General features: G+C 60.8%; 11 protein-coding genes. 10 read left to right on the forward strand and 1 reads right to left on the reverse strand.

Translation table 11 applies throughout. From position 1 onward, the window contains the following. Positions 1-32: 32 nt before the first annotated feature. Together FAZ95_RS04135 and FAZ95_RS04140 are read left to right on the forward strand one after the other, a co-directional pair. Positions 33-1,628, forward strand: coding sequence for a PqiB family protein (locus FAZ95_RS04135; protein WP_137331289.1), 1,596 nt, complete (start codon positions 33-35; stop codon positions 1,626-1,628). Then, positions 1,625-2,386, forward strand: coding sequence for a PqiC family protein (locus FAZ95_RS04140; protein ID WP_137331290.1), 762 nt, complete (start codon positions 1,625-1,627; stop codon positions 2,384-2,386). Before FAZ95_RS04135 ends, FAZ95_RS04140 begins: the two co-directional genes overlap by 4 nt. A 62-nt stretch (positions 2,387-2,448) precedes the next feature. On the opposite strand, the gene FAZ95_RS04145 is transcribed toward FAZ95_RS04140, so the two are convergent. After that, a complete protein-coding gene (locus FAZ95_RS04145; RefSeq protein ID WP_137331291.1) occupies positions 2,449-3,201 on the reverse strand; it encodes a TetR/AcrR family transcriptional regulator in 753 nt (250 codons plus the stop codon). 126 nt (positions 3,202-3,327) lie between these two features. On the opposite strand from FAZ95_RS04145, the gene FAZ95_RS04150 reads away from it, so the two are divergent. The 8 genes from FAZ95_RS04150 to FAZ95_RS04190 all read left to right on the forward strand — a co-directional run bounded on the left by FAZ95_RS04150 (position 3,328) and on the right by FAZ95_RS04190 (position 14,697). Next, on the forward strand, positions 3,328-4,428 hold the full coding sequence (locus tag FAZ95_RS04150; RefSeq protein WP_137331292.1) for a VOC family protein: 1,101 nt from the start codon (positions 3,328-3,330) through the stop codon (positions 4,426-4,428). Positions 4,429-4,462: 34 nt separating this feature from the next. Then, entirely contained in the window at positions 4,463-5,419 is a 957-nt protein-coding gene (locus tag FAZ95_RS04155) for a fumarylacetoacetate hydrolase family protein (protein WP_137331293.1), read from the forward strand. Beyond that, positions 5,416-7,425, forward strand: a complete 2,010-nt coding sequence (locus FAZ95_RS04160; RefSeq protein WP_137331294.1) for an acyl-CoA synthetase — start codon at positions 5,416-5,418, stop codon at positions 7,423-7,425. The genes FAZ95_RS04155 and FAZ95_RS04160 overlap by 4 nt, the downstream gene beginning before the upstream one ends. 659 nt (positions 7,426-8,084) lie before the next feature. Then, entirely contained in the window at positions 8,085-8,789 is a 705-nt protein-coding gene (locus tag FAZ95_RS04170) for an OmpW/AlkL family protein (protein WP_137334416.1), read from the forward strand. A 92-nt stretch (positions 8,790-8,881) separates the two neighbouring features. Next, positions 8,882-11,860, forward strand: coding sequence for a molybdopterin-dependent oxidoreductase (locus tag FAZ95_RS04175; RefSeq protein WP_137331296.1), 2,979 nt, complete (start codon positions 8,882-8,884; stop codon positions 11,858-11,860). Between the two features lie 10 nt (positions 11,861-11,870). Then, the gene (locus tag FAZ95_RS04180; protein WP_137334417.1) at positions 11,871-12,734 is read left to right on the forward strand and encodes a 4Fe-4S dicluster domain-containing protein; all 864 of its coding nucleotides are present in this window, start codon (positions 11,871-11,873) and stop codon (positions 12,732-12,734) included. A gap of 260 nt (positions 12,735-12,994) precedes the next feature. Next, positions 12,995-13,717 carry a TetR/AcrR family transcriptional regulator gene (locus FAZ95_RS04185; RefSeq protein WP_137331297.1) on the forward strand — a complete coding sequence of 241 codons (723 nt, stop codon included), beginning with the start codon at positions 12,995-12,997 and terminating at the stop codon, positions 13,715-13,717. A 59-nt stretch (positions 13,718-13,776) separates the two neighbouring features. After that, entirely contained in the window at positions 13,777-14,697 is a 921-nt protein-coding gene (locus FAZ95_RS04190; protein WP_137331298.1) for a LysR family transcriptional regulator, read from the forward strand. The last annotated feature ends 2 nt before the right edge of the window (positions 14,698-14,699 follow it).

The raw sequence follows: 14,699 nt of genomic DNA on the forward strand, positions 1-14,699 counted from the left end.
CAACAAACCGGACTCTCTGAAATACCCGTACGATGCATCTTCCCAATCTGCCCAGCCCCGAAGTTCGGCCGCGCAAGCGCTGGCTGCCGTCCCTAATATGGTTAGTTCCCCTGATCTGCGCATTGATCGGCATTGCGCTCGTGGCGAAATCGGTCGCTGAAAAAGGGCCCGTCGTAACCGTCACCTTCGATAGCGCGGAAGGCATGGAGGCGGGCAAGACCAAGGTCAAGTACAAGGACGTGGACATCGGCCTCGTGCAAGCTATCACGCTGTCGAAGGATTTGCGGCGCGTAATCGTGAGCATCCAGCTCGGCAAGGACGCCGCGCGATTCGCAACAGAAGGCACACGGTTCTGGGTCGTGCGTCCGCGCGTCGGTGCCAACGGGATCTCGGGCCTCGGTACGTTGCTCTCGGGCGCCTACATCGGCGCGGATATCGGACGCTCGGCCGACACGCAAACCGCCTTTGTCGGACTTGAAAACCCGCCCATCGTCACGACGGGCCAACGGGGACATCAGTACACGCTGCGAGGCGAATCGCTCGGCTCGATCGATATCGGCGCGCCGGTTTTCTACCATCGTATCCAGGCCGGGCAGGTGGTCGGCTTCTCCCTCGACCCTCACGGCGACGGTGTGATCGTCAATGTGTTCATCAATGCGCCGTTCGATCAGTATGTCAGGACCCACACGCGCTGGTGGCACGCAAGCGGCGTCGATCTGCGTCTCGATTCGAACGGTCTGAAGCTCAATACCCAGTCTCTTGCGACCGTCGTGGTCGGCGGGCTGGCATTCCAGAGTCCGCCCGGTCAGGACAGCGGAGCGCTCGCAGCGGACAAGGCCGAGTTCCGGCTCGCGGCCGACGAGCAGGAGGCAATGCGCGAGCCTGACGGCCAGCCGCTCAATATCGTGATGCGATTCGACCAGTCGCTGCGAGGACTGTCCGTCGGCGCGCCGGTGGATCTTCGCGGGATCGTGCTGGGAGGGGTGACCGGCATCGGTATCGAATACAGCGAAGCGCAGAAGAGTTTCAGCATGAAGGTCTCGATGGCGCTATATCCCGACCGCCTGAGCCGACGCTCGAATGACGCGCTGCCCGACCCCAACACGCCGGGTGGTCACGAGCTGCTTCAGCACCTCGTGACGGAGGGGCTGCGCGGACAGTTGCGCACCGGCAGCCTGCTGACCGGCCAGCTCTACGTCGCGCTCGACATGTTCCCGAAGGCCCCTCGCGCGGGTGTCGATGTGAGCCGCAATCCGATCGAACTGCCGACCGTGCCGAACACGCTCGACGAGCTGCAGGTGCAGGTCGCGGACATCGCCCGAAAGCTGAACCAGGTTCCGTTTGACAAGATCGGGAACAACCTGAATGGTGCGCTCGAAAACGCCAACAAGCTGTTCGGTCATATGGACACCGAGGTCGTGCCGCAAGCGCGCGACACGCTGGCGGCCGCGCAAAAGACTTTCAGCACCGCCGAAACGACGCTTCATCAGGCTGCGCCGATGCAGTCCGACATTCAGGACGCGATGCAGCAACTGACGCGTACGTTGCAATCGCTGAATGCGCTTGCTGATTACCTCGAGCGCCATCCGCAGGCGCTGTTGTTTGGCAAGAAGGGAGACCAGCCATGATCCGGATCTTACGCCCCTCGTTACGTGGGTTGCCGCGCGCAGTGGCCGTCGCGGGCCTCGTCTTCGTGGGGGCTTGCGCTTCGCCTTCAGCGCGCTTCTATACGCTCGCAACCGACTCACCGGCGATGCCCGCGACCAGTAGCGCAACCTCTGCCTGGCGCATCGACGTGCGGCCTGTGAAAGTGCCTGCCGCCGTCGCGAGAAGTCAGCTTGTCGTGCAGGTCGATGCGGCGCAAGTGAAGGTGTTGGAGGACGATCGTTGGGCTTCGTCGCTTGCGGACGAGATCCGCTCCGCGCTCATTGCCGTCGTCAGCCGACAGGCCGGCATGGCCGGACCCGGCGCGCTGGTGAACGGGGCAGACGTTCCCGTTTATCAGATCGCCGCCGAGGTCCAGCGTTTCGAATCGTGGCCTCGCTCGCATGTGCTGGTCGACGTCGTATGGAATGTGCGACGGTCGGACGGTGCGGGCGCACTGACCTGCCACAGCGTATTGAGCGAACCCGTGTCGAACGGCTATCAGGCGATCGTCGACGGTCACCGGCGCGCGATCGCCATCATCGCCGCGCAAATCGCCGAGGTGGTACGCGGGCTCGCCGCGAGTACGGCGGACAGCCCGTCAAGGCAGGCGGTGGCATCGCGCAAGAGCGCACCGAACGCCTTGTCCTGTCCTCCTGTCCCCGGCGTCGCCCAATTGACCGACGCCGCATTCGTCTCTCAACGAGCAGCAAGCAAATTTCCTCCGCGCGCCGTTGACTGAGCGCCAATGGGCGTCGCGGTTCTGCGCATGTGCGCAGGATCGCGGTCCACGCGTGCTTTCCGTCAGTCTTCCTCGACGGTTTCCTCTGCCGCCGGCAGCGGACGCGCTGCGACCTTCTCCGCTTCTGCGCGCTTGAGCCCGAGCGTCTGCAGGAGCATGGCCGCCGTACGCTCGGGAAGGTGCTCGCCATTGAAGCCGAGTTCTTCAAGGACGCCCGCTGCGGTTGCGCCCGGCGCGACGTAGTTCAGTTCGGCCGAGATGGCGGACAGTACCGTGCCGCCTACCGCGAGAAATCCAATCAAGGGATCGGCGACGACGAATCGCTTCGCCTCGATACCGTTGCCGATGTCGCGCAGCAGCCGCTGGCCTAGCCCGCGGCTCAACATGCCTGCGGAAAAACCTTCTCGGATCAGGAATCGGCCCCAAACCGGATCATGCCGCGCACGAAGGATGGTATGACGGACCGAAACCGCCACGACCTCTGCGGGATCAGGGATACCGCCCGAGAGGCGGTCGAGCATGTCCGCGAATTCCTCGAACACATTGTCGACGAGGGTCGAATAGATCGCCTCTTTCGACTCGAAGTGGTTATAGAACGAGCCGAAGCCGACATCAGCGGCCTCGGTGATTTCGTTGATTGCGACGCCTTCCATGCCCTTCTCGGCCATCAGCCTCAGCGCGGCATCAAGCAGACGGGCGCGGGTTTCACGTTTGCGGCGAGCACCGCGCGGCTCCCGCTCTTCGACAACGGGGGCCGGCGAGGGCGCCGCACGCGGCGAGCGTTTTGGGGTCCGACGATTGGTCGTGGTCGTCATGATCGAGTCACTTGTGGTCCTTTTCACAGTATAGATTCGAACCTCTATATTGACAAAACTATCAGTGATGAGTTTAATGTCATTAACGGCGCCGGACGCCGGTCTAATGAAATAAATGGAGGGACTATGGAGACGACCACCGAAAACGGTGCCGCCCCGGAGCTGACGACTGAGCAACCGGCGCGTCATCCGAATCCGACGGCAAAAGCGACGGCTTTGGCCTACTTGATGTTCGATCGGCCCGACCTGGGGAAAGCCGAGCGTTTTCTCAGCGACTTCGGGCTACAAACCGTTTCGCGTGGCGAAACCTTGCTGCTCCTGCGCGGCGCGGGTGCCTCGCACTTTTGCTATGTCGTTCGCAAGGCGTCCAAATCGCGGTTCGTGGGGTTCGGCTTGCAGGTCGGCAGCCGTTGCGAGCTCGACGCACTGCAAAAGCTGCCGGGCGCCAGTGGAGTCGATCATTCGGCATTGCCGGGCGGTGGTTACCTGGTGACGCTGAGCGATCCTTCCGGTTTTCAGGTCGATGCGATATGGGGTCAGACCGCGGCGGGGAGCTTGCCTCACCGGCTGCCGTTGCCCTTCAACTCGGTCGATGCGACGGTCCGCGTCAACGGAACTCAGCGACCACCCGGACACGCGCCGGAGGTCGTCCGCCTAGGGCACGTGGTGCTCGAACTTGCCGACTATCAGAGAACCTGTGCGTGGTACACGCAGCACTTCGGCTTCATTCCTAGCGACGTGCAGGTGCTGCCCGACGGCTCTCCCGCCGTCGCCTTCATGCGTCTCGATCTCGGCGGCGAGCCAGCCGATCATCACACCCTTGCCCTCGCTCAGGGGTTTGTCGCGAAGTACAGCCACAGCGCATATGAGCTCGTCGACGCGGACGCGGTCGGCATGGGCCAGCGCGTTCTGCGCGAAAACGGCTGGACCCACGCGTGGGGAATTGGCCGACATATCCTCGGCAGTCAGATCTTCGACTACTGGCAGGACCCTTGGGGCGACAAGCACGAACACTACTGCGACGGCGATCTGTTCACTGCCGACGTGCCGACCGGAATCCATGGCGTGAGCCGCGAGGCGATGGCGCAGTGGGGACCGACGATGCCGCGCAGCTTTACCAAGCCGAAACTGACGCCTATGAGCCTCGCCGGACTGATTCGCAATCTGCGCCGCAGCCCCGACCTCACGCTGGCCAAGCTGAAGACGCTCGCCAGCATTTTCGCCTGAAGCAACACCTGTTCATCGAATCCGGAGATTGGAAATGGCAGTTCACGTTCTGCATTATCTGCATGATGGTCACGCCCAGTGGGGCGTCGTTGCCGATGGCGCGATCACGCCGATACCTGGCGAGTTCAGATCGACCGCCGAATTCGTTGAGGCGAATCCGGTCGAACGGCTGCTTTCACTGGACGGCCCGACGATTCCCGAGTCGCAGGTTCAATGGCTGTCGCCAGTGACAGCAAATCAGCAGTTCGTCTGCCAGGGAGCGAACTATCGCCAGCATATGATCGAGTCCGGCATGGACCCGGACGCGAAGAAGTTCAATATGATCTTCACGAAGGCGACGAGCTGCATCGTTGCGGCAGACTCGCCGCTCGTGAAGCCGAAAGAGGTGCGATTCCTCGACTATGAAATCGAACTCGGTCTTGTCCTGAAGCGCGACATCACCTCCCGCGTCACCGTGACGGACGAGAACCTGCACGAGTTCGTCGCGGGCGCCGTGATCGTCAATGATTACTCGGCGCGCGACATTCAGATTCCGCAGATGCAGTTCTACAAGGGCAAGAGCTACCGGACGTTCGGGCCGGTCGGTCCGTACCTGTGCCTGCTGCAAAAGGAAGAAATTGCGAAGCTGGGCGAGCTCGTGCTGACGCTGACCGTCAATGGCACCGTTCGGCAGAACGACACCACGGCCGGTCTGGTCTATGGTCCCGCAGAGACGCTGACCGAGCTTTCCGGCGTACAGGATCTGCACACGGGCGACCTGCTTGCGACCGGCACGCCGTCCGGTTGTGCGTTGATCATTCCGTCGCCCGAAAAGCAGCGCGCTGCCGCACAGTTGCCTGAAGCGGAAAAGTGGCGTCTGTTCCTGAATCTGCAGGCTGAGCGGACCCAGTACCTTCAGGTCGGGGACGTCGTGGAGGCGCGTATCGTCAGCCACGACGGCTCGATCAATCTTGGTGTGCAGCAAAATCGAGTGGTCGCGGAGGCACCATGAAAGGTGTCGCGAACATCCAGGACATCGACGCGATCGAAGCCCACGGACAACCCGCGGATCTCCCCACGAACACGTACGAGATGATCTGCAGCGGCGCGGTCATTGATCCGTTGGCACCGGCGCTATCGTTCTTCGCAACCGCGGACAACTACGCGAGCCCGGAGCGCTGGACGTACAGCGAACTGGTGCGCGACATCACGCGCACTGCGAACATGCTGTCGCGCCTGGGTGTACAGCGAGACACGGTCGTCGCCTATGTATTGCCGAATCTGCCCGAAACGCATTTTGTGCTTTGGGGTGCCGAGGCCGTCGGCATTGTCTGCGCGATCAATCCACTGCTCGAAAGCGACGCGATCGGCGAGCTGCTCAATGCCTCGGGCGCCAGCGTCCTTGTCACACTGGCGCCGTTTCCCGGCACGGACCTGTGGCCGAAAGTGCAGCCGGTCTTGCACAAGGTTGCCTCGCTCAAGCATGTCGTGCTGGTCAACCTCGCCGACCATGTGCCAAGCGACCAGCGATCTGCGGCCAGCATGCTTCAGCGTGACGAATGTGCTCGGTTGCACGGCGAGGAAGGTGTGCGAGGCGCGGTTCCCTCGCAGGTCGCCATCCACGACTTCAGCGAAGGAATTGCAGGGGAGCCTGGCACAGCGCTCTCCAGTTCGCAACGGACGAGCATGGACGATGTGTCGTCCTATTTCTGCACGGGGGGTACCACAGGCTTGCCCAAGATCGCGATGCGCCGGCACGGCAACGAAGTCGCGAATGCCTGGAGCGCCGGGCAGTTCTTCGGTGAAAGCGTCGGTCCGGGCAAGACTATGTTCTGCGGATTGCCGCTATTTCACGTCAATGCCGTGATGGTGACGGGACTGCTGCCGTTTTCGCGCGGCGCGCATGTCGTTTTGGGCACGCCGCAAGGTTATCGCGCAGAAGGCGTCGTCAAACGCTTCTGGGACATCGTCGAGCATTACGGCATCAATTTTTTCAGCGGCGTGCCGACGCTTTATGGGTCACTGCTGGACGTTCCCGTTGGCGGTCGCGACGTCAGTTCGCTGGAATACGGGCTGTGCGGAGCCGCACCTATGCCGGTGGAGTTGCTGCGTGCGTTCCAGACTCGAACCGGTATCAAGGTCCTCGAAGGCTATGGCCTCACGGAAGGCACCTGCATTAGCAGCGTCAATCCACCGCTCGGCGAACGGCGGGTCGGCTCAATCGGCCTTCGCCTCCCGGGCCAGGCCATGAAAGCCGTGGTGGTCGATGAGGCGGGCCATTATGTCCGGGAGTGTGTTGCGGATGAGGTGGGTCAACTGCTGATCTCCGGTCCGAACGTGTTCATCGGCTATATGCATGCGGAGCAGAACAGCGGCATCTGGATGGACCTGGCGGATGGCCGCAGATGGCTCAATACCGGCGATCTGGGACGCCGCGACGCAGAGGGTTACTTCTGGCTCACCGGCCGAAAGAAAGAGCTGATTATCCGGGGTGGACACAACATCGATCCTGCAGCGATCGAAGAAGCTCTCCATCGCCATCCCGCGGTCCAGATTGCCGCAGCAGTCGGGCGTCCCGATATGCACGCGGGTGAACTGCCGGTCGCCTATGTCCAGCTAAAGCCGGGCACAACGGCGAACGAAGCACAAATGGCCGAGTTCTTGCGTGACGAGATCAGCGAGCGTGCGGCGTTCCCCAAAGCGATACGCATCGTCGATGCGATGCCCCTCACGGGTGTCGGCAAGATCTTCAAGCCGGCGCTCAAGCGGCTTGAAACGGTAGACGCTTTGCAGTCGGCGCTCGTGGATGCCGGTGTCGAGGGCGCAAAAGTCAGCATCGGGCAAGACACCTTGCGTGGGATTTCAGTTCACGTCGAACTTCCGGACGCGGAACTCGAATCATTGGCGACTTCCGCGCTCGGGCGTTTTCCGTTCGCATTTTCCGTCGCTGTCGCGGCAAGTCTCGGGAGCAACGTTGCCGGCGTTGCAGCTTCAGAGACACATAGCGCATCTAAGTGACGCGATTTCTGACATCGACGCAGGCGTTCAGTCACTCGCATGCGCGTCGATATCCCGCCGGAATTGCAAATGTCACCGGTTAGTTTGGTTGGGAAAGAAGATGGGTATTGCGTCAGAGAGATCCTTGCGTTCGCTTGTTGAAAAATGGTTTGCGCCAACTTCCGAGACCCCGTTGCGCGTTACCCGACTTGGTCGTGCGCAATCGCATCAGGGAACCTGTGTGCATATCGAGCTACTTTTGTCGACAAGGCCGGTTGGGCTGTTCTTTTTCCGGCACCGCGATGGTTCGTGGTGCGTGTTCCCGCCTGAGGCCGAGCGACTCGTGATGCGCGTTCACTAGTATGCCGGCCAATTGGTCAAACGTTGCAACTGAACGATAAGGCAAAGGGAAGCAACAGACGTTCGCAGTACAGGACTCGATAGGGTACGGCGACAGGAAGTGGGGAAAACATCTGCAAATATGATCATTGTATTTAGTGCAACTACGCGAATGTTGAGCAGATGATTTGAGGATTCGGTCCGGAAATATGAGGGCCGACCCCACGATCCGGCGCAGTGGGCGGATCGCTTCAGGTGTGTGCACGATAAAAAAGATAACCAACCGATGAGACAGGAGAAGACGCGTGAGGAATAACAGGAGATATGTTCGCTCTGCCGTTATGGCGGGGTTTATCTGTTCGGCTGCGCTTGCTGGAAATGCGAATGCCCAGTCGGCCGGAAGTTTTACCCTGGCGACAGGGTGGCTTCACGTAGCGCCACAGGGTCATGCAACGCCGCTCACCGTGGAAAGCGTTGGTGGTATGGCTGTCAATCAGGAATTGTCGGGTACTGGCGCACACGCGACGTCAACGAATACGCTTGGCATCACCACCGAGTACTACGTGACCGACCACATCGGCATCGCCACACTCTTCGGCCTGCCATTGACAGTGAATCTGCAGGGCGATGGGACGCTCGCGAAGTACGGCAAACTGGGTACGACGCGGCCGATGCCGCCCGCCGTCGAGCTTCGATATCACCTGTTTGACGCTCAGTCGAAATTTCGTCCTTTCGTCGGATTGGGCGTGAACTACACGTGGTTCACCCAGGTTCGCGCAACCAACGGCCAGTTCATCAGCGATAGCGTGGGTCCGGGCGGTTCGGTACGCGCAACCCTCAGTGCATCGTGGAACCCCGTGTTCGAGGTCGGGGCAAGTTACGCGTTTTCCAAACACTGGTCGGTCGGAGCGTCTGTCGGCTACATCCCGCTCAAGACGCACATGACTTTATACGGACAGACCGCAACCGGAACGCAGATCGTTTCCAAATCGACGCTCCGGATCGAACCCATTAACGTCTTTTTGAACGTCGCCTATACGTTCTAACAGGTACGACCGGCGTTCCGTGAGTCAATCGCGGCGGCGGTCCGTATTGCCGTGATGCTTGCATACGCGCAGCCCTTCCACTGGATAAAAAAGTGAAACGACAGATCCTCAAGACCATTCTCCTTGCCATGCCCAAGGTCCTTGATCTGACAGCACGCCGCTTCCCCGCCTATCGCGATCGTCTGAAGGAGCGCGACCTCGTCGCGTGGATCGGGCTCATGGATGAAAGCATTGGTCGAGTCATCAAGCTCAAGAACGGCCGCATTCGATCGTCCGCCGGCACGCATCCGATGCCCGACGTGCGCATGCAGTTCAAGGATGTCGCCACCGCCCTGAAATTCCTTTCGCCCAGTCCGGACTACTTGGATATCATCCACGCGGCGAAGAATTTCAAGGTCGTCACTGAAGGCGACGATGAGCTGCTGGTTTGGTTCATGCAAACGCTGAGCATGATGCAAACCATCAGCCTGTCGATGGGCACGCCCATGCGGGATGGCACACACCGCTATACCACCTGCACCAACGGCGGGCCATTGTTCGTCTACGTGAAGGATGGACGAATCGTTCGCGTCACGCCCATCGATCTCGACAGCAAGGATGCGCCGAGCTGGCAGATCGAGGCGCGCGGACGCCGATTCAGCCCGCCACGGCGCGGCCTCGTCGCGCCGCATGCGCTGTCGATCAAGTCGCTTGTCTACTCGGACAAGCGCATCCTCCATCCGATGAAGCGGGTCGATTTCGATCCCGATGGGGAACGCAACCCGCAGAACCGTGGCAAGTCCGGATATGTGCCGATCAGCTGGGACGAGGCGTTGGACATCGTCGCCCGGGAAATCAACCGGCAAAAGCGTGTCCACGGCCCGGGTTCCATTACCTTTCCGATGTCGTCGCACCATCAGTGGGGCAATATCGGCTATTACCTCAGCGCACTGACCCGCTTCGCCAATCTGATCGGCTTTACACGGGTGGCCGCGAATCCGGACAGCTGGGAAGGATGGTACTGGGGTGCCATGCACCACTTCGGCAACTCGATGCGCGTTGGGGTGCCATCTGGCTATGGCGGCATCGAGGACTGCCTTAAGGAAGCCGAAATGATCGTTTTCTGGTCCTGCGATCCGGAAAGCACGAACGGCGCCTACGCGGGATTCGAAGGCACACCGCGGCGTCTATGGGCCAAGGAGCTGGGAATCGAGTTCGTCCATATCGATCCGCATTGCAATCCGACCGCGCAGTTGCTGGGCGGCCGGTGGATTCCCATCCGGCCTCAAACGGACGCAGCCCTCGCCACTGCGATCATGTACGTGTGGCTCGAGGAGGATCTGTACGATAAGGAGTACGTCGCGAAGCGGACCACCGGGTTCGATGAGTGGCGGGCCTACCTGTCAGGCAAAACGGACGGCATACACAAGACCCCCGAGTGGCAGGAGCTGGAGACGGGCGTGCCTGCCAAGGACGTTCGTGCGCTCGCGCGTCTCTGGGGGAAGAAGAAGGTCTATCTTGCCGTCGGGATGACGGGTGCGGGATTCGGCGGGGCGGGACGCGGGGCAACAGGGGCCCAGTGGGCGCGCTGCATGATCATGATGATGGCGATGCAAGGCTGGGGCAAGCCAGGCGTGAATTTCGGCTGTCTGCAGCTCGGTGCGCCGCATGACTTGCATTTCTACTTTCCGGGCTACGCGGACGGTGGCATGTCGGGCGACCTCGCGTGGACCGCGAACGCCGTGAACAACTATCAGCGCATGCCGCACATACTGACCATGAATCCGGTCAAGCAGATGGTCCCGCGGCAGCAGCTGCCGGATGCCATCATCGACGGGCACGCGACAGGCTATCTCTGGGACGGTATGTCTCAGGAAGCCCAGTTCGCGCCATTCAGCTACCCGATGCCGGGCTACTCGCCGATCCACATGATCTATCGCTATGGCGGGTCTGCCTTCAGCACGGTCACCAAATCCGGACGCTGGGTGGACGCCTACCGGCATCCCAGCATCGAATTCGTGGTCAACCAGTCGATCTGGATGGAGGGCGAGGCCCAGTTCGCCGACATCATTCTGCCGGCGTGCACGTCGCTGGAGCGATGGGATATCGGTGAATGGTCGAATTCCGGCGGCTATGCGCATCATGGCTTCAACACCGTGAATCACCGCATGATCACGATGCAGCACAAATGCATCGAGCCTCTCGGCGAGTCCCGCTCCGACTACGACATCTTCACCGCTATTCTGTCGCGTCTTGGCCTTGGCGGCGTTTTCACCGAGGGATGCAGTGAACTCGACTGGGTCAAGCGCGTGTTCGCATCGTCCGATCTGCCGGATCACATTTCGTGGCGCCAGTTTTGCCGCAAGGGCTATTTCGTCGTTTCGCCCGAAAAGCCGGAATTACGGCACCCGGTGGACATGCGCTGGTTTGCGGAAGGACGGCGCAAGGACTTGCAGGAACCGCATCCGATGCCGTCGCAGTACGCCGAAAAGTTCGGCATGGGGCTGCAGACGCCCAGCGGCAAGCTGGAGTTCGTGCCGGAGTTGCTGAAGCGGCACACGGCGGACAACCCGGAGCGGCCGCCGCTGAACCGATACATCCCGTCCTGGGAGGGGCTGCGATCAGAACTGGCTCAGCGCTTTCCGCTGCAACTGATCGCCACTCACAGCCGGTACAGTTTTCACACGCATTGCGACGGGAAGAACTCGTCGGTCAATAGTGTCGAAGATCATCGCGCGTTGATCGGCGGTCATCGCTTCTGGCTGCTGCGGCTCAGCCCCGCCGACGCGGAGGCCCGGGACATCGCCCATCGCGACCTCGTCAAGGTGTACAACGACCGGGGCGCGGTCATCTGTGCGGCTGACGTATCGCAGCTTGTCACCGCCGGTGTCGTCAAGTCGTACGAGGCCAGCGCTGAATTTCAGCTGGTCGAAGTCGATGGCGAGCGCGTTGAAATAGGCGGCTGCATGAACCTGCTTACCCCAGACCGCTCCCAGACCGCGGGCACAAGCAGCATGAGCCCGAATTCATGCCTCGTGCAGGTTGAAAAATGGAAAGGCGCCGAAGCTTTCTTGCTCGGCCGCACAGCATGAGGAGCAGATGATGAGCAAGTGGAGTCTGATTATCAAGGTCGGGCAATGCGAGAACTGCAACAACTGCGTCATCGCGGCACGTGATGAGCACGTTGGAAACGATTTTCCCGGTTACTCCGCGCCCGCCGCGGCCGGCGCCGAAAGCCCTATTCGCATCCTGCGCCGCGTGCAGGGCGATGCTCATATGGTCGAAACGACGTACCTGCCAGTGATGTGCAATCACTGCGACGAACCGCCATGCATGCGCGTCGGCGGCGACGCGATCCGAAAGCGCGCCGACGGGATCGTCATCATCGATCCGACCAAGGCACGCGGCCGCAAAGATATCGTCAACTCCTGCCCGTACAAAGCGATTGTCTGGAACGAGGAACTGCAGGTGCCGCAGACCTGGATCTTCGACGCTCACCTGCTCGATCAGGGTTGGCAGCGTCCGCGATGCGAACAGGCTTGTCCCACTGGCGTATTCGAGGCCGTCAAGCTCGATGACGCTGCGATGGCAGAAAAGGCCCGGCGCGAAGGGCTCGAGGTTTTGCGGCCCACTCTCGGCACGAGGCCTCGCGTGTGGTACAGCGGCCTCAAACGCTGGCAAAGCTGCTTCGTAGCAGGCAGTATCAGCGCCCAGGTGAACGGGGTGGTTGAGTGCGTCGCTGGTGCTGCGGTTGTCCTGTATACGGACGATCGGCGGGTTGCGGAAACGGTCTCTGACGCCTTCGGCGATTTCCGGTTCGGCGGGCTCGCGAAAGGCAGCGGCAAGTACCGGATCGATATTCGTCATGCACTCGGCGAAACATCGCGGGAATGCAAGCTGGGCGAAAGTGTGTTCCTGGGCGAAATCAGCCTTGGACGCTCGACCAGCTCGGTCGGGCTAGTCTGAGGCTGCAGAAGGCGCCGTTGTATGAATGGGCAGACCGGTTGTGCTGTCGCTTTCTTTGGCAGGCCGCAAGCGGCCTTGGCGGAGCTTACTTGCAACCGGCTGTAACTATAATTGACAAAAATATCATCGATGAGTTTAATGTCAATATTCAGTTGGATCGCAGCCTGAGCAGAGGTCGACGGTGCTGATGTGAAACCGCCATCTGACAGTCTCGCCTAATTCTGCGAGTTGAGACGCCAACTTCACCCGTAAGCTACGCCATGAATCCCGAACGCATGACGCGCGACCGCAGAAAAGAGCAGACGCGCGAGCGACTGCTTGACGCTGCCCGACAGATGTTCCTCGAGAAGGGTGTTGCGGCAACGAGCGTCGAGGATATCGCCGGGACGGCCGGTTACACTCGCGGCGCGTTCTACTCGAATTTCCAGTGCAAGCAGGAACTGCTGGTCGAGTTGTTGCGGCGCGATGACGATAAGGCGCGCGCTGCTTTACACGGGGTCATCGAAGCGGAGGAGGGGGCGTCGCAAGAGGCGAAGGTGCGCGCGTGCGTTGGTTACGGTCGCCATTTAATGCAAAGCGATACCTTTGCGCTTTGGATGGAAGCCGGACTTCACGCCTGCCGTGACAGTGAGTTCCGGGAGCACATCAACGGGTTCCAGCAACACAAACTGGAAAAGATGGCGGCCTGCATCCGTTCATGGATGCAGTGCGACGAACACGGGTTGCGGCCACCACCGGAAAGACTTGCCCTCGGGCTAGTGAGCCTTTGCGACGGCCTGCAATTGCGCAGAATCTCCAACCCGGACGAAGTGAACGACCAGGTAATTCAAGAAACGCTATCCGGTTTTTTGTCGAGCCTCTTCAGACTTCCTCTCGCCGCGGACGCAGGACCTCCGTTTCCTTCGGCGGTCGGGTCTGACTCTGCAGGACTGACCGAGGCTCTCTCGCGCACGGCGAAACAGATATCAGACGCGCAGCGGTAATGATCGGGCCGGTCCACGCTGTTGCTTAGGCGGAAACATGATGGACGAGAAGTCGGAAGATGGAATATTTCGCTAGCTTGCGCCTGTTTCGCACGATCGTGGAGGTCAAGAACTTCAGACGTGCCAGTGAGATGTTGGACCTGTCGCCATCAGTCGTTTCGAGGGCGATCGTGGCTCTCGAGGAGCGGCTGGGCGCTCGATTGTTCCATCGTTCTACCCGCCAGTTTTCGCTGACCGACGCGGCGGAGCGCTTCTATAGCGGATGTTGTCAGATCCTCGACGACCTGGACAATCTGGAAGCTTCAACGGCGGGTCACGGCCGGGTACCAACGGGCGTATTGCGCTTGGTCGCTCATACGACGGCTGCGCTGACCTGGCTCGCGCCGCTGATCGCAGCGTTCAGGAAAAAGCATCCTAACGTCACGTTGGATATCACGCTGACGGAGCGCCCCGTTGACCTTACGGCCGATGGCTATGATCTCGGCATCGTGCTGCCGTTCATGCTGGCGACCGACCTCGCCGTAACACGGCTGCTGCGGCGGTTGCCGCTGGCTATCGTTACCACGGAAGCTTATCTCCAGGGGCGTCGCCGGCCGCGACACCCCGCCGACCTCGCTGAGCATGTGTTTGTCGCCGTTCCCCCATCGATGCACAAACCATCCGTCACTTTCCGCGTCGGCCAGCAAGACGTTGCTGTCCCGACCAACTACGAGATCGCGTCAAATAACCCGATACTCAATCGCGACATCGTGCTAGAGGGAGTCGGTATCGGCTTGCTGCCGATCACGCTTGTTGATGAGTACATTCAGACCGGGCGGCTCGTGCGCTTGCTCGAAGACTTCGAGATCAGTGACGACGCAGCGGAGATCAGATTGGCGTACATCGGTCGCGCACTGTTGCCCGCGAAGGTCAGGGCATTCATCGACCACTGCACCGGGTTCTTCGAGGCAGGCATGCAGGGGTGTGCCGCTGATCGCTGATA

Source organism: Trinickia violacea, from assembly GCF_005280735.1.
Taxonomy (GTDB): domain Bacteria; phylum Pseudomonadota; class Gammaproteobacteria; order Burkholderiales; family Burkholderiaceae; genus Trinickia_A; species Trinickia_A violacea.